We start from the raw sequence: 21,591 nt of genomic DNA, 5'->3' as shown, positions 1-21,591 counted from the left end.
GGGACGGTCGGACGGCGGCATAGGCTCGCGGGAGGACCGACCGCCGCGATCGGGAGGAGCCCGCCATGCCGGCCGCCGACCTGATGATCTCCGCCGCGAGCACCGAGGACGTCGCCCCGCGCGAGCGGATCGGGTTCTGGGAGGACTACAACCGGCGGGAGCTGGTCGGGCTGTCCTGCACGTCCTACGCCGAGCGGGGGCTGGTCGCGCGGCAGGCGAACTACCTGCTCGGGGACGTCCGGCTGGCCGACATCAGCGGGAACGCACATGCGATCGAGCGGACGCCGCAGGTCGCGCGGTCCGCGCCGAAGGACTCGGTGTTCGTGTCGCTGCTGGTGAAGGGCGAGGCGGTGTTCCTGCACGAGCACGGCTGCCTCGCCGCGGCGGCGGGCGACCTGGTCGTCTACGACACGCGGCGGCCGTACCTGTTCGGGTTCTCCTCGGCCATGCGGCAGTTCCTGGTGGACGTGCCGCGCGAGCTGTTCGTGCGCGAGTGCATGGCGGGCGGGGTGCCCGCGCCGATGCTGTTCGGGCGGACGACGGCGCGCGAGGGCGAGCTGGTCGTCGCGCTGCGGTCGCTGCTGGCGCGGCCGGGCGCCGCCGATCCGGCGCGCACGCGCGGGGCGGTGCTCGGGGTGCTGCGGATGCTGGCGGACGAGCGGTCCGGCGGCCGGCCGGCGCCCGCCGCGCTGCAGGGCCGGCTGATCGTCGCCGGAGACTACATCGAGCGGCACCTGCACGACGCGTCGCTGTCGCCCGGCGAGGTCGCGCGGGTCCTCGGCGTGTCCGTCCGGCACCTCGGCCGGATCTTCGAGGCGGCGGGCACGACGCCGTCCCGGCACATCCTGGAGCGCCGGCTCCAGCGCGCGCACACCGAGCTGACCGGCGGCGGCATGCCGGCCCGGACGACGATCGCCGACGTCGCGCACCGCTGGGGCTTCGCCAGCCAGGCGCACTTCACCCGGCACTTCCGGGCCCGCTTCGGGACCACGCCGTCCGAGGCCCGCGCGCGGCGCTGATCAGCCGCCGGGCAGCTCGCCGAGCTTGACCTGCACGTCCTTCTTCGACCCGTTCGACTCCTCGATCCGCACCTTCACCGTGCCGCCGGGCTTCAGGCCCGCCAGGACGGACGCGAGCGCGGTCTGGTCGGGCGTCGGAGTTCCGTTGACCGAGAGGATCAGGTCGCCGGCCTTGATCCCGGCCTTGTCGGCGCCGGCGCCCTTCGTCACCTCCACCACGGCGACCGCGCTCTGCTGACCGCTGTTCGGGTCGACGATCGTCCGGACCACGGCGCCGATCGCGGCCCGCCCGGACTGCGACACCTTCCCGCTCTGGATCAGCTGCGGGACGATCTTCTTCACGGTGGCGCTGGGCGCGGCGAACCCGATGCCGGCGGCGGCCCCGCCGATCTGCGGGTCGGACGCCGCGGCGGTCGGGATGCCGATGACCTGCCCGTCCAGCGTGACGAGCGCGCCGCCGCTGTTGCCCGGGTTGATCGGCGCGCTGGTCTGGATCGCGTCGCCGATCGTCGCGCCGGGGAACGCGCCCTCCTGCTTGGTGGACACCGTCCGGTTCAGCGCGGACACGATCCCGTTCGTCACGCTGCCCGCCAGCCCGAGCGGGTTGCCCATGGCGAGCACGATCTGCCCGACCTTGGCCTGCGTGGAGTCCCCGAACGTGGCGGGGCGCAGGTTCCCGCCCGTCGCCTTCACGACCGCCAGGTCGTCGGCCACGAACGAGCCGACGAGGTTGGCCTTCAGCGGGCTGCCGCCGCTGGACGCCGTCACCCGGATCTGCTTCGCGCCCGCGACGACGTGCGCGTTCGTCACGATGTCGCCCTTGTCGTCGTAGACGACGCCGGACCCCTCGCCCTGGTCGGTCTCGATCTTCACGACCGAGGGCAGCACGGACGTGACGACCTGCTCGTACTCCTGCTGGAGCTGCGCGGCGCCGCCGCCGCTCGGCGAGGGCGCCGCGGCGGCCGTCCGCGCCTTCCCGCCGTCGCCTCCGCCGCCGCAGCCCGCCAGCAGCAGCGCCGTCCCCGTCAGGGCCCCCGCGAACAACCTCACGTTCCGGTCCACCAGCACTCCCCTCCCCCGACCGGGTCCTTCCCCCTTCCGCGGGGAAGGCACCCCCGGCCCGCACCGGCCCCCCGCGATCAGTCGGCGAGCTCGTTCTTGCCGAAGAACGGCGCGTACCCGGACGGGAGCTGGCTCAGCAGGTGGTTCAGCTCGCCGCCGGAGACGGTGCCCGCGAGGGTGCTGAGCACGGCGTCGGCGTCCCATTCGGCGGTGCGCTCGGTGGCGCCGGTCATCCCGGCGACCCGGCGGCAGAACTCCGCCGACCCGTACGACTCGGCCCGCGCGTCCTCGCGGTCGCGCATCAGCTCGTCCAGCGGCTCGGGGAGCTGCGCGGCCAGATGGTCGGCGCCCTCCTCGGTGAGCCGGTCCCGCAGGACGCTCAGCACCGCCTCGGTGACCCGCTCGGCCTCCTCGCGGCCGCTGTAGTCCCCGTTGTCGCGGACCGTCGCGATGAACTGCCCGTACTTCATGGTCGTCCCCTCTCCGCCCGGTTGCGTCCGGTCCTCTCTGCCGGAGTGCCCGTGAACACGGCCTCCATGCGGGCCGTGACGTGCCGAATCACTCGTTCCCCTGACATGGATCGGGCCCCGGGGGTAGGGCAGAGGGGACGGGAGACCGAGCACGGAGGTGGATTTTGGCGCTGCGCATCGAGGACTACGGCCTGCTGGGCGATCTCCACACGGCGGCGCTGGTGGGCGGGGACGGCTCGATCGACTGGCTGTGCCTGCCCCGGTTCGACTCCCCGGCCTGCTTCGCCGCGCTGCTCGGCGACGACTCGGCCGGGTTCTGGCGGATCGCGCCCGCGGCGGGCGGGATGTGCACACGGCGCCGCTACCGCGGGGACACGCTGATCCTCGAGACCGAGTGGGAGACGCCGGACGGCACCGTCCGGCTGATCGACACGATGCCGCCGCGCGGCGAGGCGGCGGACGTGGTCCGGATCGTGGAGGGCGTCAGCGGGCGGGTGCCGGTCCGGTCGGAGCTGCGGCTCCGGTTCGACTACGGCCGGATCGTGCCGTGGGTGCGGCACCAGGACGGCCGGTTCGAGGCGGTCGCGGGCCCGGACGCGGCGTGGCTGAAGACGCCCGTCGCGCTGGAGGGGCGCGGGATGTCGACCGTCGCCGAGTTCACGGTGGCGGCGGGCGACCGGGTCCCGTTCGTCATGACCTACAGGCCGTCGCACGAGCCGCGGCCCCGGCACGTCGACCCGGAGCGGGCGCTGCGGGACACCGAGGCGTTCTGGGCGGAGTGGACGGGCGGCTTCCGCTACGAGGGCCGCTGGGACGACGCCGTGCGCCGCTCGCTGATCACGCTGAAGGGGCTCACGTACCGGCCGACCGGCGGGATCGTCGCCGCGGCGACCACGTCGCTGCCCGAGCAGCTCGGCGGGCCGCGCAACTGGGACTACCGGTTCTGCTGGCTGCGCGACGCGACGTTCACGCTGCAGGCGCTGCTCGGCACCGGGTTCGTGGAGGAGGCGCGGGACTGGCGGGAGTGGCTGCTGCGCGCGATCGCCGGCGACCCCGCCGACCTGCAGATCATGTACGGGATCGACGGGACGCGGCGGCTCCCGGAGTACACCCTCGACTGGCTCGGCGGGTACGAGGGGTCGGCGCCGGTGCGGGTCGGCAACGCCGCGTCCGGGCAGTTCCAGCTGGACACGTGGGGCGAGGTGCTGCACGGCCTGAACCTCGGGCGCAACGCCGGGATCGGCGCGATCCAGAGCGCGTGGGACGTGCAGAAGGCGCTGCTCGACTTCCTTGAGGGCCATTGGGACGAGCCCGACAACAGCCTCTGGGAGGTGCGTGGCGACCGCCGCCACTTCGTGCACTCGAAGGTGCTGGCGTGGGCGGGGGTCGACGCGGCCGTCCGGGGCGTCGAGGAGCACGGGCTGGACGGCCCGGCGGCGAAGTGGCGGGCGCTGCGCGACCGGATCCACGCGGACGTGTGCGAGCACGGCTACGACGCCGACCGCGGCACGTTCACGCAGTTCTACGGGTCGAAGGGGGTGGACGCGGCGCTGCTGCTGATCCCGACGACGGGGTTCCTGCCGTGGGGCGACCCGCGCGTCGTCGGGACGGTGGACGCGGTGGAAGGCGAGCTGTACCGGGACGGGTTCGTGCTGCGTTACGACACGCAGGCCGACGGCGGCGTCGACGGCCTGCCGGGGTCGGAGGGCGCGTTCCTGGCCTGCACGTTCTGGTTCGCGGACGCGCTGCACGGGATCGGCCGGCGCCGGCAGGCGGCGGAGCTGTTCGAGCGGCTGCTGAGCCTGCGCAACGACCTCGGCCTGCTGAGCGAGGAGTACGACACGGCGGCGGGCCGGCAGGTCGGCAACACCCCGCAGGCGTACTCGCACGTCGGGCTGGTCAACACCGCCCGGCATCTGAGCGGCACGGTGCCGGCGGCGGAGGCGTCCCGGGCCGCCGGCGCGAGCGCCGGGGGCTGACCCGCGGGCGGCCGGAGCGACCGGCGCGGAGAAGACAGGTAAAGACGGAACCGAAGCAGACCCGAAGGAGAAACCGCATGCGCGCCTTGACCGTCGTCCCCGGGCAGAAGGACTCCCTGGCCGTCCGGGACGTGCCCGATCCCGAGCCCGGCGACGGCGAGCTGCTGGTGGACGGGCTGGCCGTGGGGGTCTGCGGCACGGACCGGGAGATCGCGTCCGGCGAGTACGGGTGGGCGCCGCCCGGGCATGACCGGCTGGTCATCGGGCATGAGTCGCTCGGCCGGGTGCGGCGCGCGCCGTCCGGCAGCGGGTTCGCCGAGGGCGACCTGGTGGTCGGCGTGGTGCGGCGCCCCGACCCGGAGCCGTGCGGCGCCTGCGCGCACGGCCAGTTCGACATGTGCCGCAACGGCCAATACACCGAGCGCGGCATCAAGGAGATCGACGGCTACGCCAGCCAGGCGTGGACGGTCGAGGCGGACTACGCGGTGAAGCTCGACCCGCGGCTCGCGGACGTCGGCATGCTGATGGAGCCCACGACGGTGGTCGCGAAGGCGTGGGAGCAGGTCGAGAAGGTCGGCGAGCGCGCCTGGTACGAGCCGAGGTCCGCGCTGGTCACCGGCGCGGGGCCGATCGGGCTGCTGGCCGCGCTGCTCGGCGTCCAGCGCGGGCTCGACGTGCACGTCCTCGACCAGGTGGCGGACGGGCCGAAGCCAGAGCTGGTGAAGAGCCTCGGCGCGACGTACCACAGCGAGGGGATGGACGCCGCGGTCGCGCACGCCAAGCCGGACATCGTCATCGAGGCCACCGGCGTCGGGCAGCTCGTGTTCGGCGCGATGGCGTCCACCGGCGCGTACGGCATCGTCTGCCTGACGGGCGTGTCGCCGACCGGGCGGAGGCTGACGATCGACGCGGGCGGCATCAACCGGGAGATCGTGCTGGAGAACGACGTGATCGTCGGGTCGGTGAACGCCAACCTGGACCACTACGCGGCGGCCGCCGGCGCCCTCGCCCAGGCCGACCCGGACTGGCTCGGCCGGCTGGTGTCGCGGCGCGTCCCGCTGGAGCGGTTCCAGGACGCGTTCACGGCGGGCAAGGACGACGTGAAGGTCGTCATCACGCTCGATTAGCGGCGGGTCAGTGCTGGGTCTCGGTCCCGAGCAGCGGCTCGTCGGACGCGCGGACGTCCTGGTTCGGGAGGCCGTCGGGGAAGTCGCTGCGCACCCGTTCCAGCGCGGACAGCGCGATGTCGAGGTGGCGCCGCTTGCTCGCCTCGTAGAAGGACCGCGCGCCGTCCGAGAGCTTGGGCGCGGCGTGCAGCGGCTTGTCCGAGACGCACAGCAGCGTCGCGTTCGGGATGCGGTACCGGAACCCGTTGGCGGCGATCGTCGCCGACTCCATGTCGACGGCGATGCACCGCGCGCCCTTCATCGCCGCGAGCGTCCGCCGCTGGTTGAACTCCCAGTTGCGGTTGCCGGTGGTGTGCACGACGCCGAGCCGGTACCCGGCCCCGGCCGCTTCGAGGCCGTCGAGCAGGATCGTGTTGAGCCGGTGGTTGGGGATGACCGGGATGTCGGTGGGGAGCACCTCGTCCAGCACGTGGTCGGCGCGCTGGTAGGCGGTGGCCAGCACGTAGTCGCCGAGCCGCTGGTGGTTCCGGAGCCCGCCGCAGTGCCCGATCATGATCATGGTGTCGGGGCGCAGCACCGCCAGGTGGTCGGTGATGGTCTTGGCGTTGGACGGCCCGACGCCGATGTCGACCAGGGTGACGCCGTCGCCGGCCGGGGTGCGGTGGTGCCAGGCGGGCATCTGCACGCCGGGGCGGTCGGGGCCCTCCGCGTCCGGGAACCGCTCGCGGAACGACTCGACGTGCATCGCGTAGTTCGTGAACAGCACGTGCCGCTGGAACGCCTCGGCGGGCGTCCCGCAGTAGTGCCAGAGCCGGTCGAGGGACAGGGCCATCCGCTCCGGCCCGAACAGGAACAGCTTCTTGCCGCGCAGGTCGACGTGGTCCTCGTCCAGCGCCGCGAAGAACCCGGGATCGTCGAACGCCAGCGCCCGGCGCGACGCCCGCACGGTCACGTTCGCGCCCGCCCGGATCAGCGCGGACAGCTCCCTGCGCAGGTACTCGCGGATCGCGCTCGGCCGCGCGAACTCCCCGGTGATGTGCGGATTCGCCGACGACCACGGCCGCTCGACGTCGATGGCCGGGTACCAGCCGTCCGCGTCGATGGCGTGCATGGCGTCCAGGAGTTCCGCCACCGCCGGTGCCGGTGCCCCCGCCGGCGCCGTCGTGACCCGTCCGGCCGTGTGCGGCGCGTTCCGTTCGACCACCCCGGCGCCTCCTTCCGACTGCCCGTCCGGAGCCAGCATCCCCGATCCGGCCCCGCGACGTGATCGTTTTTCTGCGAACTTCGTTCACGAGTGTCGCCTTTGGACGCTCCTGAATGTCATTCTGTTCGGGACGAGGGCGGGCGCGCATCCCTTGATGCGTGGATGCCGCGTCCTTCAGGGCGGGAGGAAACTCGGAACGTTGTCAGTGGGGGCCGGTAGGTTCCGTGCCGTGTCCCGCTACCGGTTGCGTCCGACCCCTGCTCAGCAGGAGGCGCTGTTGCGGCATTGCTCGCATGCCCGGTATGTGTGGAACCTGGCCGTGGAGCAGAACATGTGGTGGACGCCGCGTCGGGGGGCCGTGCCGGGGTTCGCTGAGCAGTGTCGTCAGCTCACCGAGGCCCGCGCCGCCAATCGGTGGCTGGCTGCGGGGTCGGTGACGGTGCAGCAGCAGGCGCTCAAGGACTTCGCGCAGGCCATGGCGAGCTTCTTGGGCGGCACGCACCGTCGCCCCACGTGGCGGAAAGCCGGACGGTACGAGGGGTTCCGGATCGTCGGCCAACGCGGGGCGGCTTGGGAGGTTCGGCGCCTGAACCGCAAGACCGGCGAGGTGAAGGTCCCCAAGGTCGGGTGGGTGCGGTTCCGCTGGTCCCGTCCCGTGCCCGACGGGGCCAAGTCGTTCCGGGTGACCAGGGACCGCGCGGGCCGCTGGCACGTGGCGTTCGCTACCGTCCCCGACCCGATCCCCGCACCCGGCAACGGCGCGGCGGTGGGCGTGGACCGGGGCGTGACCGTCAGCGCGGCGGTGTCCACCGGCGACCTCCTCCACGTCCCCGGCCTGACGGTCAAGGAGGCCGAACGGCTGCAGCGGCTGCTGCGCAAGCTGTCGCGCTGCAAGCGGGGTTCCAACCGCCGTACCCGGATCAAGGCGGCCATCGCCCGCCTCAAGGCCCGTCAGGCCGACCGCCGCAAGGACTGGGTGGAGAAGACCACCACCCGCCTGGCCCGCGAGTTCGATGTGATCGCGGTCGAGGACCTGAACATCGGGGGCATGACCCGGTCCGCGCGCGGCACCCTCGACGACCCCGGCCGCCACGTCCGGCAGAAAGCCGGACTGAACAGGGGCATCCTGGCGGCCGGCTGGGGAGCGCTTGCCCGGCGGCTGGAGGACAAGGCTCCTGGACGGGTCGTCAAAGTCGACCCCGCGTATACGTCGCTGACCTGCAGCTCCTGTAGGCATTGCGCACCGGGCAACCGCGAGAGCCAAGCGGTGTTCCGATGCGTCGCCTGCGGGCGTCGGGTCAACGCCGACGTCAACGCGGCATGCAATATCCGAGACATCGCCGTGGGACGCACGGTGACCGCGCGGGGAGGCCGGGCAGCAGCCCAGCCCGTGAACCGTGAACCTCAACCCGACCTCCTCGCATCGACGTAGGAACGGTTGGAATCCCCCTCCTTCAGGCGGGGGAGGACGTCAACTCCAACCAGACCGGCGGCACCGCCGGAGACCGCGCGGGACTCAAGGCCTGGTACCGGCAGCTGTGCAAGCGGCCCCGCTTCCACGACGAGTACCTGCAGGCGTTCAACGCCCCCGGCACCCGCCTCGTCGACACCGGCGGGAAGGGCGTCGACCGCATCACCGCGTCCGGCGTCGTCGTGGGAGGCCGAGGAGGCCTGGCTCGACCTGCTGCGCACCACGACCCCGACGATGCGGTTCCTGCCGGACTGCACGCCCGGCTACTACAACAACGAAGGCCAGGCGCCGTCGCCGTGGTCGCTGCTGAACGTCGGCTACCCGGCGGGCGCCACCGCCTACTTCTCCTACCTGGAGCGGTGGCGCTCGTCCGGGACGTTCGAGGGCCTCGACTTCCGCTGACCGCCGTTCCCCCGCGCGCGTCAGTCGGCGACGAAGCGCATCCCGCCGCGGCGCCGGTCGTGCTCGCGCTGCCGCCGGACGGCGTAGGTCCCCGGCGCGCAGCCCGACGCGCCGTGCTCGGGATGCAGCAGGTACACGACCTCCGACGCGGTGAACACGCCGATCGCGAGGCCGGTGTCGTCGACGACGTTCGTCGTCCAGCGGCAGGTGCCCGGCTCGGCGACGAGCGAGTGCGTGTTGCCGCCGGCCTCGGCGCGCAGCAGTTCCACGCCCTCCGGCGGGACGTCCCGCCACGCGCCGGGACCGCCGAACCCCGGCTCGTCGGGGCCGGGCCTCACCGCCCGCGCGACGAGGCGGAGCGGGATCACGATCAGGTCGCCCTGGGCCTGGAGGCCGTCGACGACGGGGATGCGCATCGACCGCTCCAGGTGGTCGAGCACGCTGACACCGGTCTGCAGGGAAAGGGACGCGAGGGTCTGCTCCATGGTGATCACCTTCAGGTTCGGCGGGCGAGGAGGGAGTACTGCTCGGCGGACAGCCCGTACGTCCAGGCCGCCGCGGCGACCGGGTCGGCGAGCGCGCCCGGCACGGTCAGCCCGTACCGGCGGCGGTGCCCGTCGCGCTCGACCGACCCGTTGACGGCCAGCAGCACCCGGGTGTCCGGCCGCATGTCGTAGAGCCGCAGCTCGGAGCCGGGGTTCCCGGGGTCGGGCGCGGCGCCGACGAGCCGCAGGCCGGCGCCGTCGATGTAGGCGGGCCAGCCGATGCGCTCGATCGCGCACCGCCGGACCTCGACGTTCGCCTCCCGGTCGATGCGCTCCGGATCCGGGTCGGCGATCACCCAGGACGGCACCGGCGTGCCGTGCCAGGCGTGCACGTCCCAGCCGTCGGCGTAGCGGACCGCCGGGCCGTCCGGGTCGTGCAGGCGCACCTCGCCGTCGTCGCCGCACGGCTCGGTGCGGACGGCGGCGGGCCGCTCGGACACCACGCACACGTCCTCGTACGGCCACCACCAGCCGGACGACGTCAGCGCGGTCCCCCACAGATCGAGGTGCCCGGCCTGCTCGGACGTGAACGGGACGCCCGCCACCCGGCGCATGACGTCGTAGTAGGCGACCCAGGAGACGCACAGCCTGTCGTACCAGGTGGTCGCGGCGCGCTTCCAATCGTGCGCCTCCTGCGCGGCCGTTCCCAGCGTGCCCCGCACCGAGCGGGCCAGCGAGAACTGCACCTGCTTCTGGAAATGCCAGCCCAGTCCGGTCAGTCCGGCCACGCGGGCGCCGTGCTTCCTGATCCGGTCGTCGAGGTCGAGCCGCAGCCTCAGCGCGGAGGCGACGAGTGTGCGCGCGGCGGGGCCGTCGAAGACCTGCGTGCCGTCCGGGCGCCGGCGCATGCCGGGCGGGACGGTCTCGAAGGCCGCGAGCGGCGAGGGGACCCAGTGGAACCGGGGGGAGTCGAATCCGGCCAGGCGGTAGAGGCCGGAGATGGCCGCCTCGGCGGCCGGTCGGTCGGCGGGCCGCACGGACAGTGCCCGGCCCAGCCATTCATCGCGGATGGCGGCAGCGTCCCGCTGCACGGCTCCGCTCATCGGATGCGGGCGTCAGCGCCCCTTTCAGCGATCATGCCCGCATGGTGGCAGACGACCGCCCGCGATGTCCACACCCTTCCGGTCAGGTAGGCCGCCACCAGGAACCTTTCAGGGTTCCTTCATCGAACCCTGAGCCGGGCCGCATAGACCGTGCGACATGGATCTGTCACGTCGCGGGTTCCTGGTGGGGACGGTGCTGGCCGGCGGCGCCGCGCTGGCCGGCGCCGCCGGAACGCTCCAACGCTCCGCCACCGGTTCCGACACCGAGCCCGCCGCGCCGGCGTCCGGCTACCTCACGCTGCCCGGGAAGCAGCCACCGAAGGTGACCGTGCGCCGCACGGGCACGGTCGCCTCGGGGCTGCTGTTCGTCGCGCCCTTTCGCGGCACCGACTACGCCGACGCCCTCATCGTCGACGACGACGGCGAACCGGTGTGGTTCCGCGGCTCGGACGACCTCGTGACGGACCTGCGCGTGCAGACCTACAAGGGCGAGCCGGTGCTGGCCTACTGGGAGGGCGCGCGGCTGACCGGCGGGCACGGCGCCGGCAGCGGGATCCTCCTCGACCGGACGTACCGGAAGATCGCCGAGGTCCGGGCCGGGCACGGCATGGACGGCGACCTGCACGAGTTCCAGCTCACCGACCGCGGCACCGCACTGATCACCGCATATCCCGAGGTCACCGCGGACCTCCGGCCGATCGGCGGCCCCCGCGACGGGCACGTGTACGGCTGCCGCGTCCAGGAGGTCGACGTCGCGACCGGCGAGGTGCTGCTCGACTGGAAGGCGCTCGACCACATCGCGATCGCCGAGACGAGAATGCCGATGACCAAGGACACCGACGGGACGAAGGGCAGGACGTTCGACCCGATCCACGTCAACTCGGTGCAGGCCTACGGCGACACCCTGCTGATCTCGGCGCGCGACACCTGCGCGCTGTACTGCGTCGACCGGCGGACGGGCGCGGTGCGGTGGCGGCTCGGCGGCAGGCGCAGCGACTTCGCGATCGGGTCCCGCGCCGCGTTCGCCTGGCAGCACGACGCCCGCCGCCTCGACGCCACCACGATCTCGCTCTTCGACAACCACATCACGAACGTCGGCGACGGTCCGTCCCGCGGGCTCGTCCTGAAGATCGACGAGCGGGCCCGGAAGGCGACGCTGCTGCGGGAGTACACCGACGGCCGCACCTACGGGCAGTACATGGGGAATGTGCAGATGCTGCCGGGCGGGAACGCGCTCGTCGGCTACGGCTCGACCGCCACGGTGATCGAGTACGGGCCGGACCGGAAACCGGTCATGGAGATGACCGGGGCCGGCTCGTACCGCGCGTACCGCGCGCCCTGGTCGGCGCGGCCGATGGAGGCGCCGTCCGTCGCCGTCGCGGCGGTGTCCGGCGGCCGGATGCGGGTCCACGCGAGCTGGAACGGCGCCACGGACGTCGCGGCCTGGCGGTTCCTCACCGACGCGGACGCGGCGCGGCTCACCGTCGCCGCGACCTCCCGCCGCACCGGGTTCGAGACGGCCGCGAGCATGCCGGTCGCGCCCCGCGTCGTCGCCGAGGCGCTCGCCGGGAACGGGACCGTGCTGGGCCGGTCCGCGGCCCAGGCCGTCAGCGTCTGAGGTCAGCCGCCGGGCGGCGGGTTCAGCGTCGAGTTCAGCGCCCGCAGCCGGTCCAGCTCGCGCCGGTCGCGCTTGGTCGGGCGCCCGGCGCCCCGGTCGCGGCGGCCGATCGGGACCAGCGCCTCGCGCGGCGGCGGTGGCGGGCTCTTGTCGATCAGGCACTCGGCCGCCGTGGGCGCCCCCACCCGCTTGCGGACGATCTTCTGCACGACCACGATGCGCTCCCGGCCGTCGTGCCGCAGCCGCACCTCGTCGCCGATCTTCACCGCGGTGGCGGGCTTGGCCCGCTCGTCGTTCACCCGCACGTGCCCGGCGCGGCAGGCCGTCGTCGCCATCGACCGCGTCTTCAGCAGCCGGACGGACCAGATCCACAGATCGACCCGCACCGTCCCCTCGTCCGCCATGCCCTGGAGTCTATTGACCGCGTCAACGACTTATCCGGTTCGCGCTGATCCACGCGTCGGCCCGCTCCCACTGCGCGTAAAGCCAGTTGATCCGGGCCTCCCGCCCCTGCGGGACGTCCTCCGCCGCGATCCGCCACCACCGCGCCCGGACCGGCTCGGTCAGCGGCACCCGCCGCCAGATGTCCCCGGCCGACGCCATCTGGTCGAGCCCCACGTGCGCGACGAACACCACGTCCGCGCCGGGCGCCGCGTCGATCGCCGCGAGGACGCCGCCGGGCCGCGGCGGCATCAGGTTCCGCATCCGCTCCGCCCGGACCGCGTCGCGCCGCCGCCGGTGCCGCGCGAGCCGCCGGATCGCCCGGCGCCTGCGCTCCGGCGAGAAGTTGCCGCCCTCCGGGAAGATCAGCAGCGCGTCCCGCGGGCCGAGCCCCTCCGCCAGCCGCCCGATCCGCTCCGCCGCGCCGCCGTGCTTCACGAACACGTTCGGCATCCGCCCGGCGGCGATGTCGATGCACGGATCGAGCTGCAGCTCCGCCTTCATCACCACCCGCGGACGCCGCCCGTACCCGCTGAGCAGATGGTGGACGAGGATCAGCGCGTCGCCCGGTCCCGCGTGCCGGCTGAGGACGATCAGCGGCCGGTCCTCGCCCGTCCCGTCCCAGCTGCCCTCGTCCTCGACGCGCAGCCCGAGCCGCCGCTCCGCCACCGCGTACAGCCCCGCCACATATCGCCGGATGACGTCGTAATGCCGCACGTCGTGCCCGCGGCCCGTGCACCACAGCCACCCGCACTCCGCCACCGCCGCCGATTCCCGCGTCCCCCACGCCAGCGCGAACCAAAGGAACCGGACGGCCCGTTTCCGCTCCCGCCCGAACACCACCCCGAAAAGCCACACCACCGGAAAAAGAAGCAACACCAGCGCCGTCAGCAGAAAAAGCACCGGTGTACAGACCAAACGCCGGACAATGGGGGGCGGCACCATTTCACACCTGCTCTTCGAGATACCTCATCGACGCCGCATAGGCCCGCTCGATGTGCGCCGCGATACCGGACACGTCCCGGTACCGCATCTGCGCGTAGTCGACCCCCGCCTTCCGCTGCCGCCCGCCCGCCGGCAGGACGTGCACCGTCAGCCCCTCCGGCAGCGCCGCCATCTCCTCGAAGAACCGGTGCCGCCGCGCGATCTCGAACGCGACCATCCCGACCTCCCACGGCCGCCGCGGCGGCGCCAGCTCCCGCTCGACCCGCCCCACCTGCAGCACGTAGACCGTCGTCGCGCCCAGCGCGACCGCCCGCCCCACCGGGATGCTGTGCACCAGCCCGCCGTCGTAGTAATGCCGCCCCTCGACCTCCACCGGCGGCAGCAGCCCCGGCGCCGCGCACGACGCCAGCACCGCCGGGATCACCGGCCCCTGCGTGAACCAGTGCGCCATCGCCGTCTCGATCCCCGCCGCGACGCACTGGAACGGGACCGCCGTCTCCTCGAACTCCCGCACCGGCAGCAGCTCGTCCAGCATCCGCCGCAGCGGCTCCGCCGAATGCAGGTGCGTCCCCGACCGCGCCAGCGTCCACAGCCGCTCCCACACCCGCGCCCCGAACACCTCCCGCGCCGCGTCGTCCGACCACAGCCCGGTCAGCCGCTCGACCGCCGTGCCCGGGTCCGCCGCGACGAACGCGCCGTTCAGCGCCCCGATCGACGTCCCGACCACCAGGTCCGGGACCACCCCCGCCTTCTCCAGCGCCCGCAGCATCCCCACCTCGTGCGCACCGAGCACGCCCCCGCCGCCCAGCACGAACGCCGTGTCACCCGACTCCACCACCCCCCGTTCCTCCCCCGAGAAACCGCCCCAAATCGCCGAGGGCAGGCAGCCTCCCGTGCATTCGGGAACGATGCGGCGACCAGAGTGCCGTCCACAGGCTGTGGATAAGGGTCCGCGATCCGCCTTCCGGCGCCGGAACGCGTCGGTGCCCGGCGCCGGAAGGCTTCAGATCGTCATCGCCGGGTGCGGAGCCCGTACCCGTAGGGGAACAGCGGGTGGTAGTTCTTGTCGCCGATGTTGATCGGCTCCTGCGACTCGCTGCGCGGCCACGTGAAGGACAGGCGGCCGGTGTAGGGGCGGTTTCCGAAAAGGGTGTCGGAGACGCCGGCGCCCTCGCTGCCCGGCAGCCACGACATCACGAACGCGTCCATCTTCGGCAGTTCGTCCGTGACGATCTGCGGCCGCCCCGCGACGTCGAGCACGACGCACTTCTTGATGGCGGAGCAGACCTTGTCGATGTTGGCGCGGTCGGCGTCGGAAAGGTTGAGCGTGTGCCCGTTGCCGACGTCGCCGACGCCTTCCGCGTACGGCTTCTCGCCGACGACCACGATCCCGACGTCGCTTCCCGCCGTGGGCGCGGACGCGTCGGCGCTGTAGGTGACGTTCTTGGCGTTCTGCTGGATGCCCTGCAGGATCGTCGTCCCGGGAATGGTGTTCCCGGAGCCGCCCTGCCAGCTGACGGTCCAGCCGCCGGCCTGGTTGCCCATGTCGTTGGCGTTGACGCCCGCGACGTAGATGCGCTGCGACTTCTTCAGCGGCAGGACGCGGCCGGAGTTCTTCAGCAGCACCTGCGACTCGGCGACGGCCCGGCGGGCGACGGCGCGGTGCGCGGGCGAGCCGACCGACTTGATGTTGGTCCGGTCCGTGTACGGGTGCTCGAACAGCCCGAGCTCGAACTTGGCCTTGAGGATCCGCCTGACGGCGTCGTCGATCCGCGACGTCGCGACGCGTCCGGCCTTCACCTCGGCGAGGAGGGTCTGCTCGAACTGCGGCGCGCTGTAGGGCTCCATGAACATGTCCATGCCGGCGTTGACCGCCGTCCGGACCTGGTTCGCGTAGTCGCCGGGGAGCTGGTGGATGGCCTCCCAGTCGCTGATCAGGAACCCGTCGAACCCGATCTTCTTCTTGAGGACGTCGGTGAGCAGCTCCTTGCTGGCGCTCATCTTGACGGGGTTGCCGACCCCGTCCTCCGTCCAGTCGACGCTGGAGAACGACGGCATGACGCTGCCGACGTGGTACTTGCGCACCGCCGGCACGTACGGCGCCAGGTCGATCTTGTTGAAGTGGGCGCGGTCGGTGATGGTGACGCCCTGGTCGATCGTGTAGGTGCCGCTGGTGGACGACCCGTACTTGGTGTCACCGTCGCCCGCGTAGTGCTTGGCGGTGGCGAGGACGTGCGTCGGGTCGGCGAGGTCCTTGGGGCTCCGCCCCTGGAACCCCTCCAGGGCGGTCTCCATCTTGATGACGAGCGCCGGGTCCTCGCCGAAGGACTCGTACGTCCGCCCCCAGCGCAGGTCGCGGGACACGCAGATGCAGGGCGCGAACACCCACTGCGGCCCGGTCGCGCGCGTCTCGGTGGCGGTGATCCGCTCCTCCTCGCGGACGAGCGCGGGGTCGCGGGTGGCGCCCATGGCGTTGTTGTGCGGGAAGATCGTCGCGCCGACGAGGTTGTTGTCGCCGTGCACCGAGTCGATCCCGTACAGCAGCGGGATCTTCAGCCGCGTCCTCAGCGCGGCGGCCTGGTACCGGTCGACCATGTCGGCCCAGCCGGACGGGGTGTTGTCGGACGGCACGGAGCCACCGCCGGACAGCACCGAGCCGAGCGCGAGCGAGGTGATCTGGCCGGGGTCGGCGTCGATGGCGCCGCGCTCGGCCTGCGTCATCTGGCCGATCTTCTCTTCGAGCGTCATCCGGCCGAGCAGGTCGGACACGCGCTGGGCGACGGGCAGCCGCGGGTTCAGGTACGGCGCGGACGCGGGCGCGCCCGCGAGGGCGGGGCCGGCCGCCGCGGGCACGGCGGACGCGGCGACCGCGAGCGCGATCAGCGAACGCCCGATCCGGGTGGCCGTTCGGGTGCAGGGGTGTCGCAAGGTCCCTCCAGGGTCGTGACGGCGACGACGCCGCGCGGCCCGGTGGACCGCGCGCCCGCCCTCGTCCACGTGGGCCAATCGGAGGCTGGTGGACGGGGTCACGGCGCGCCCGGACGGCCATGACCCCTGCGGCGGGCTTCAGCGTCACCAGGAACCTCCCCCGGCCTTGATCACCTGTCAAGCAGTCCCGGCCCGATCTAGATGATCTTGGTCGAAGCATGGAGCCGGGGGGTTGACGGGGACTAAATTCACTATTTAAATCATGGGTCGAATTAAGCCGGTCGGACGGGTCGGGCGACGAGCGCCGCGCCCGCCGTCGCGCTGCCCGGCCGCGGCTCGGCCCGGCCGCCCGTCCCGCCACGGTGGCCACACCCGGCCGCGACCGCCCCGCCCGGAGCCCCGCCCCGGCCCGTCCGGCACCCGCCGGGCACCTCGCCCGCAACCCTGTCCGAAACTGCGCAGACCTTGTCGTTCCAGCCGCTCGTGCGGTGTGCGCCGCGCCCCAGAGCATGGCGCCATGAACGACTTCGGCATCGGCGGCAGGGCCTGGTGGAGAGCCGGGCTCGCCGTCGCGACGGTGGGATGGGGAGCGCAGCAGTTCGCACCGCTCCTGCCGCTGTACCGGGCCAGGCTCGGCCTTTCCGCGACGACCGTGCAGGCCACGTTCGGCATGTACGTGCTCGGGCTCGTCCCCGGACTGCTGCTCGGCGGCCCGGTCTCCGACCGCCACGGGCGCCGCCGAGTGCTCGTCCCGGCGCTCGCCGCGTCCGCCGCCGGGACGGTCCTGCTGATCCTCGGCGGGACGGGCCCCGGATGGCTGTTCGCCGGACGGCTCGTCGCCGGCGTCGCGAGCGGCGCCGCGTTCAGCGCCGGCTCCGCCTGGATCAAGGAGCTGTCGGCGACCGCGGCGGGCTCGGCACCGCGCCGCCTGACCATCGCGATGAGCATCGGTTTCGGGCTCGGACCGCTGGTCGCGGGGGTCCTCGCGCAGTGGGCGCCCGCCCCGACCACGGCGCCGTACGTCCCGCACCTGATCCTCGCCGGCCTCGCGCTCCCCCTCGCCGCGCGAGCCCCGGAGACCGCCCGGCGGGCGGGCACGCCGCCCCGGCTGCGGGACGCGCTGCGGGTCCCCGAGGCGCGCGAGCGCCGGTTCCGGACGGTCGTCGTGCCGCTGGCGCCGTGGGTGTTCGGGTCGGCGTCGGTCGCGCTCGCCTACCTCCCCGGCCTGGTCGGCGACCGTCTCGGCGGGCACGCGCTCGGCTACGGCGCGGCCGTGACGACGCTGACCGCCGCGGCGGGGATCGCCGTCCAGCCGCTCGCCCGCCGGGTCCGCGCGCCGCGGCGGCTGCTCATGACGGCGATGGGCCTGGTCACCGCCGGGATGCTCGTCGCGACGGGCGCCGCCGCGGCGGCCGGGGTCGCGGCCGGCCCGGTCCTGGTGGTCGCGGCGGCGCTCGTGCTCGGCGCGGCGTACGGGTGCTGCCAGGTGTGCGGCCTCCAGGAAGTGCAGCGGCTCGCCCGCCCGGAACGGCTCGCGGCGCTGACCTCGGCCTACCAGGCCGTCTCCTATGTCGGCTTCGCGGCGCCGTTCCCACTGGCCGCCGCCGGACGGTTCGCTTCGCCGCCCGTCCTCCTGCTGGCCGTGACGGGCCTCGCCGCCCTGACCCTCGCCGCGCTGGCCCGCACCGGCCGGGTCCGCGGCGAGGAACCCGGCGCCATCGCCGCGACGGGACGGCCGGACGATCAGCCGGGCATGGCCGATGCGCGGAACGTCCGCCGGTAGGCGTCCGGCGAGACGCCGAGGGCCCGCTGGAAGTGCCGGCGGAGCGTGGCGGCGGTGCCCATGCCGGTCCGGTCGGCGATCAGGTCGATGCCGTCGTCCGTGGTCTCCAGCAGTTCCTGCGCGCGGTGGACGCGCTGCGCGTGCAGCCATTGGAGCGGCGTCGTCCCGGCGGCCGCGTGGAAGTGCCGGGCGAGGTTGCGGGAGCTCATCCCGGCGCGGCGGGCGAGGTCCTCGACGGTCAGCGGCTCGTGCAGCCGGGCGAGCGCCCACGGCAGCAGCCCGGCGAGGGCGTGCTCGCGGCCCGGCCCGACGGGCGCGGGGATGTACTGGGCCTGCCCGCCCGGCCGGTGCGGCGGGACGACGAGCCGCCGCGCCAGGTCGTTCGCGACGGCCGCGCCGTGGTCGAGGCGGACGATGTGCAGGCATAGGTCCATGCCGGCGGCCTTGCCCGCCGACGTCATGACGGACCCGTCGTCGATGTAGAGCACGCCGGGGTCGACCTCGACCTGCGGGTACAGCTCGGCGAGGCGCGCCGCGTGCATCCAGTGGGTGGTGGCGTGCCGCCCGTCCAGCAGCCCGGCGGCGGCCAGGACGAACGCGCCGGTGCAGATCGACACGATCCGCGCCCCCGCCGCGTGCGCGTCGCGGACCGCGGCGACGAGGTCGGCCGGCGGCTCCTCCAGGACGTTGCGGCAGGCCGGCACGATCACGGTGCCCGCCGCGGCGAGGCCGTCGAGCCCGCGCGCGGCGTCCACCCGGAACCAGCCGCCGAGCCGGACGGGCGCGGGGGCGCAGACGGTGAGGTCGTACCAGGGGTCGGCGAGGCCGCGGTCGACGCCGAACACCTCGCAGGGCGCGGCGACCTCGAACAGGGTGATCCCTTCGCTGACGGCGAGCGCGACGGTGGCCATGTCCGGAATCGTACGCCCGCAGCTGTTCCGGACAGCGCCGTTCCGGACAGCGCCGTTCGGACAGCGGGCGAGCGCGCCGGAGCGCCCGGCCGGCCTGCGGGTGGAAGGGCCGACCGGGCGCGCACGGTCCGGTCACTCGGAAGGTGCCAGGCGGCGGTGCCGGAAGCGTGCCGGGGCGGTGTCGGAAGCGGTGCCGTGCGGGTGCCGGCGGTGCGGTGCCGGCCGGGGTCAGCCGCGGTGCCGGCCGCCGCCTCCGGTCCCGCCGCCGTGCTCGCCGGAGGTGCCGTCGTCGCGGGTGACCTCGACGCGCTCCTTGCGCAGCTCGCCGCGGACGGTCTGCTCGTCCTGCACCTGCTCGGTGCGGATCCGGACCCGCTCGACCGGGACGGTCTCCTTGGCCACCACCGGGCGCTCCTCGTAGAGGATGATCTCCACGTCGTCCTCGGTGACGTTGATCTTCATGTCGGGCCGGCCGTCCGCGATCGGCTCGCGGTCGATCTTGATCTCCTCGTGGCTGACCGGGATCGTCCGCTCGACCATCTCGGTCTCCACCCACTTGCGCACGTGCACGCGGCCGGCCTCGTGCCGCTCGGTGTCGATGCGCAGCCGCTCCTCGGACCGGGTGATCTCCCGCGTCGGGGCGCCGGGCTGCGCGGGCAGCGGCTCGCCGCCCTTGCCCCGCTCGGGGTGCACGGCCATTCCGGCGGCGCCCGCGGCGCCCGCGGTGCCGGGCGTGCCCGCGGTGCCGGACGTGCCGGCCATGCCGGACGGGGCGCGGCCCTGCGCGCCGGTGGTGCCCTGGTCGGCGCCCTTGTCGGCGGCCTCGGCCTGGTCGCCGGCCTTGCCCATGTCGGTGCCGCGGCCGGTGCCCGTCCCGCGGTCGGTGCCGGTGCGGCGGTCCGCGTCGGCCTCGGCGGTGCCCTCGCCGCCCTCGGTGCGGCGGCCGCTCGGCGGGCGGACGCCGTAGTGCCGGTAGAGGTCGACGATCTGGGCGTGCGACAGGTGCTCGTCGGCGTCGACGTTCGGCGCGCCCTTGATCGTCTCCTTGTCGTAGGGGACCTGCAGCGCGTCCTGGGCCTTGCGGGCGCCGGACAGCGGGACGAAGCTCTCCCGCATCCCGAACCAGCCGGTGTGCACCGTGACCCATTCCGGCGCGCCGGAGTCGTCGTTGAGGTAGACCTGCTTGACCGTGCCGACCTTGGTGCCGTGGGTGTCGGTCACGCTCATGCCCATGAGTTCCCGCACCTGTGTCTGCGTCTGCACGTTGAACACCCCCGAGTTGCCTGATTACCTCCTGATTTTTCCGTACCGGGCACCGGTAAACGCGTTTACCGAACTATGAACACCGATTTGCCGGATACTGACCGGACGCCGCCGCGGGCGCCCGCCGTCATTTTCCGGAAGATGCGCAGATGGCCGCCTATTTCGCAATGGCGATATTCGCAGCGTGGTGATCATTTTAGGCTGTGCCGGTTTGCCTTTTCCGGCGTCGCGAAAGACTGACGGCTGGAGCGTGGAAGCCCGTACCGACACATCGGAGAAATGGCATGGACGACGTCTCGCCCGCCGGACGCGGGCGGCGCACCGGCGCCTGGTGCGCCACCGCCGTCACGGCCCTGTCCTGCATGGTCGCCGCGGGCGCGGGCACCGCCACCGCGGGCACCGGCACCACGGGCACCGCCGGCACGGGCACCGGCACCACAGGCACCGGCGCCGCCGCGCACCGCCCGCCCACCTGGTGCAAGGCGAGCGGGGCGCTGAGGGCGCGCGCCATGCCGCAGAAGGTCAGGCTGTCCGACTGCGACCTGCGCGGCCGGGTCGTCCGCGGCGAGAACGGGCTGGCCGCGACGGTCCCGTCCGACGGCACCTCGGTGACCGCGCACTCGCTGCGCACCGACGGCGCGTCCGAGCTGCGCGTCGAGGTGGACGAGGCGAAGGGCGAGATCACCCTCACCGCCACCGGGACGCGGGTGCCGCAGGGCCGGCCGCGCGCGTTCCGCGCGCCGATGGACGCCTGCAAGGACGGCGCCTACCAGCAGGAACCGAGCAAGTGGCCGAAGGGCGCCACGATCGAGTGGCACTACTACCCCGGCACGGCGGGCCTGCCGATGTCGGGCGTGTCCACCGGCATCACCGACATGTTCGACGCCAAGACCGACTGCACTCCGTCGCACGCGTTCGCGCCGCTGCCGGACGTCTCGCAGAAGTACGCGGGCCAGACGACCACGGCGCCGAACGTGACCGCCGACGCGACCTGCGGGGAGCACGACGGGACGAACGTGTCCGGCTGGCAGGCGATGCCGGGCGCGGAGCCGGACGTCCTCGCGGCGACCTGCACCTGGTTCCGCGGGCCGACGACGATCGAGAGCGACACCGCGCTGCAGACGCAGGGGAAGAAGTGGTGGCCGGGCCCGCAGGACGGCTCGTCCTGCCCGGCGGGCAGCTACGACGCGGCGGCCGTCACGACGCACGAGACGGGCCACATGCTCGGCCTCGGTCACGTCGAGGGGTCGCAGCACTCCGAGCTGACCATGGCGCCGACCGTCGCGTCCTGCGACGACGACCCGGCCACCCTGGGGAAGGGCGACTACGACGGGCTCATCGCCCTTTACGGGGCTCGTTCGCCCGCCTAGCCGGAATGTC

The 21,591-nt window shown here is 73.5% G+C and carries 19 protein-coding genes; 8 read left to right on the top strand and 11 right to left on the bottom strand.

Features of this window, described 5'->3' with window-relative positions:
* Positions 1 to 65 precede the first annotated feature (65 nt).
* Positions 66 to 1,019 (top strand): helix-turn-helix domain-containing protein, encoded by a 954-nt coding sequence (locus tag J4709_RS45660; RefSeq protein ID WP_208251735.1) that lies wholly within the window; start codon positions 66 to 68, stop codon positions 1,017 to 1,019.
* On the opposite strand, the gene J4709_RS45655 is transcribed toward J4709_RS45660, so the two are convergent.
* Positions 1,020 to 2,081 carry a S1C family serine protease gene (locus tag J4709_RS45655; RefSeq protein ID WP_208251734.1) on the bottom strand — a complete coding sequence of 354 codons (1,062 nt, stop codon included), beginning with the start codon at positions 2,079 to 2,081 and terminating at the stop codon, positions 1,020 to 1,022.
* A gap of 77 nt (positions 2,082 to 2,158) precedes the next feature.
* Positions 2,159 to 2,551, bottom strand: coding sequence for a DUF2267 domain-containing protein (locus tag J4709_RS45650; protein ID WP_173098066.1), 393 nt, complete (start codon positions 2,549 to 2,551; stop codon positions 2,159 to 2,161).
* Positions 2,552 to 2,721: 170 nt separating this feature from the next.
* Between J4709_RS45650 and J4709_RS45645 the strand changes: the two genes are divergently transcribed.
* Both J4709_RS45645 and J4709_RS45640 read left to right on the top strand, forming a co-directional pair.
* The gene (locus J4709_RS45645) at positions 2,722 to 4,530 is read left to right on the top strand and encodes a glycoside hydrolase family 15 protein (protein ID WP_372442239.1); all 1,809 of its coding nucleotides are present in this window, start codon (positions 2,722 to 2,724) and stop codon (positions 4,528 to 4,530) included.
* 77 nt (positions 4,531 to 4,607) lie between these two features.
* Complete coding sequence (locus tag J4709_RS45640; RefSeq protein ID WP_208251732.1) at positions 4,608 to 5,657, top strand: glucose 1-dehydrogenase; 1,050 nt, start codon at positions 4,608 to 4,610, stop codon at positions 5,655 to 5,657.
* 7 nt (positions 5,658 to 5,664) lie between these two features.
* Here the strand turns inward: J4709_RS45640 and J4709_RS55995 are convergent, their stop codons facing one another.
* Positions 5,665 to 6,861 (bottom strand): phosphorylase family protein, encoded by a 1,197-nt coding sequence (locus J4709_RS55995; protein WP_208251731.1) that lies wholly within the window; start codon positions 6,859 to 6,861, stop codon positions 5,665 to 5,667.
* Positions 6,862 to 7,090: 229 nt separating this feature from the next.
* Here J4709_RS55995 and J4709_RS45630 point away from each other — a divergent pair, with 229 nt between their 5' ends.
* Complete coding sequence (locus tag J4709_RS45630) at positions 7,091 to 8,293, top strand: RNA-guided endonuclease InsQ/TnpB family protein (protein WP_208251730.1); 1,203 nt, start codon at positions 7,091 to 7,093, stop codon at positions 8,291 to 8,293.
* Positions 8,294 to 8,566: 273 nt separating this feature from the next.
* Positions 8,567 to 8,734: a hypothetical protein gene (locus J4709_RS45625; protein WP_208251729.1), complete on the top strand. Its 168-nt coding sequence runs from the start codon at positions 8,567 to 8,569 to the stop codon at positions 8,732 to 8,734.
* 20 nt (positions 8,735 to 8,754) lie between these two features.
* Here the strand turns inward: J4709_RS45625 and J4709_RS45620 are convergent, their stop codons facing one another.
* Entirely contained in the window at positions 8,755 to 9,219 is a 465-nt protein-coding gene (locus J4709_RS45620; RefSeq protein ID WP_208251728.1) for a DUF8820 family protein, read from the bottom strand.
* 11 nt (positions 9,220 to 9,230) lie between these two features.
* Complete coding sequence (locus J4709_RS45615; protein WP_208251727.1) at positions 9,231 to 10,310, bottom strand: DUF6745 domain-containing protein; 1,080 nt, start codon at positions 10,308 to 10,310, stop codon at positions 9,231 to 9,233.
* A gap of 169 nt (positions 10,311 to 10,479) precedes the next feature.
* Between J4709_RS45615 and J4709_RS45610 the strand changes: the two genes are divergently transcribed.
* Positions 10,480 to 11,940, top strand: coding sequence for an arylsulfotransferase family protein (locus tag J4709_RS45610; protein ID WP_208251726.1), 1,461 nt, complete (start codon positions 10,480 to 10,482; stop codon positions 11,938 to 11,940).
* 2 nt (positions 11,941 to 11,942) lie between these two features.
* On the opposite strand, the gene J4709_RS45605 is transcribed toward J4709_RS45610, so the two are convergent.
* The 4 genes from J4709_RS45605 to J4709_RS45590 form a co-directional block, all read right to left on the bottom strand.
* The gene (locus tag J4709_RS45605; protein ID WP_208251725.1) at positions 11,943 to 12,344 is read right to left on the bottom strand and encodes an RNA-binding S4 domain-containing protein; all 402 of its coding nucleotides are present in this window, start codon (positions 12,342 to 12,344) and stop codon (positions 11,943 to 11,945) included.
* A gap of 22 nt (positions 12,345 to 12,366) precedes the next feature.
* Positions 12,367 to 13,284, bottom strand: a complete 918-nt coding sequence (locus J4709_RS45600; RefSeq protein WP_307802093.1) for a 1-acyl-sn-glycerol-3-phosphate acyltransferase — start codon at positions 13,282 to 13,284, stop codon at positions 12,367 to 12,369.
* 43 nt (positions 13,285 to 13,327) lie between these two features.
* Complete coding sequence (locus J4709_RS45595) at positions 13,328 to 14,164, bottom strand: patatin-like phospholipase family protein (RefSeq protein WP_307802092.1); 837 nt, start codon at positions 14,162 to 14,164, stop codon at positions 13,328 to 13,330.
* Positions 14,165 to 14,337: 173 nt separating this feature from the next.
* The gene (locus tag J4709_RS45590) at positions 14,338 to 16,254 is read right to left on the bottom strand and encodes a glycoside hydrolase family 3 protein (protein ID WP_232385061.1); all 1,917 of its coding nucleotides are present in this window, start codon (positions 16,252 to 16,254) and stop codon (positions 14,338 to 14,340) included.
* A gap of 517 nt (positions 16,255 to 16,771) precedes the next feature.
* On the opposite strand from J4709_RS45590, the gene J4709_RS45585 reads away from it, so the two are divergent.
* On the top strand, positions 16,772 to 18,037 hold the full coding sequence (locus tag J4709_RS45585) for an MFS transporter (RefSeq protein ID WP_208251723.1): 1,266 nt from the start codon (positions 16,772 to 16,774) through the stop codon (positions 18,035 to 18,037).
* Here the strand turns inward: J4709_RS45585 and J4709_RS45580 are convergent.
* Together J4709_RS45580 and J4709_RS45575 are read right to left on the bottom strand one after the other, a co-directional pair.
* Complete coding sequence (locus J4709_RS45580; protein WP_208251722.1) at positions 17,998 to 18,948, bottom strand: GlxA family transcriptional regulator; 951 nt, start codon at positions 18,946 to 18,948, stop codon at positions 17,998 to 18,000. The genes J4709_RS45585 and J4709_RS45580 overlap by 40 nt on opposite strands.
* Before the next feature lie 228 nt (positions 18,949 to 19,176).
* Complete coding sequence (locus J4709_RS45575) at positions 19,177 to 20,211, bottom strand: PRC and DUF2382 domain-containing protein (protein WP_307802091.1); 1,035 nt, start codon at positions 20,209 to 20,211, stop codon at positions 19,177 to 19,179.
* Between the two features lie 284 nt (positions 20,212 to 20,495).
* Here J4709_RS45575 and J4709_RS45570 point away from each other — a divergent pair, with 284 nt between their 5' ends.
* Positions 20,496 to 21,581, top strand: coding sequence for a matrixin family metalloprotease (locus J4709_RS45570; RefSeq protein WP_208251721.1), 1,086 nt, complete (start codon positions 20,496 to 20,498; stop codon positions 21,579 to 21,581).
* The last annotated feature ends 10 nt before the right edge of the window (positions 21,582 to 21,591 follow it).

Origin of the sequence: Actinomadura violacea, from assembly GCF_017573465.1 — a bacterium.
Lineage (GTDB): Bacteria > Actinomycetota > Actinomycetes > Streptosporangiales > Streptosporangiaceae > Spirillospora > Spirillospora violacea.
The sequence above is the reverse complement of the archived record's forward strand: the minus strand, read 5'-3'. Positions and strand labels throughout refer to the sequence as shown.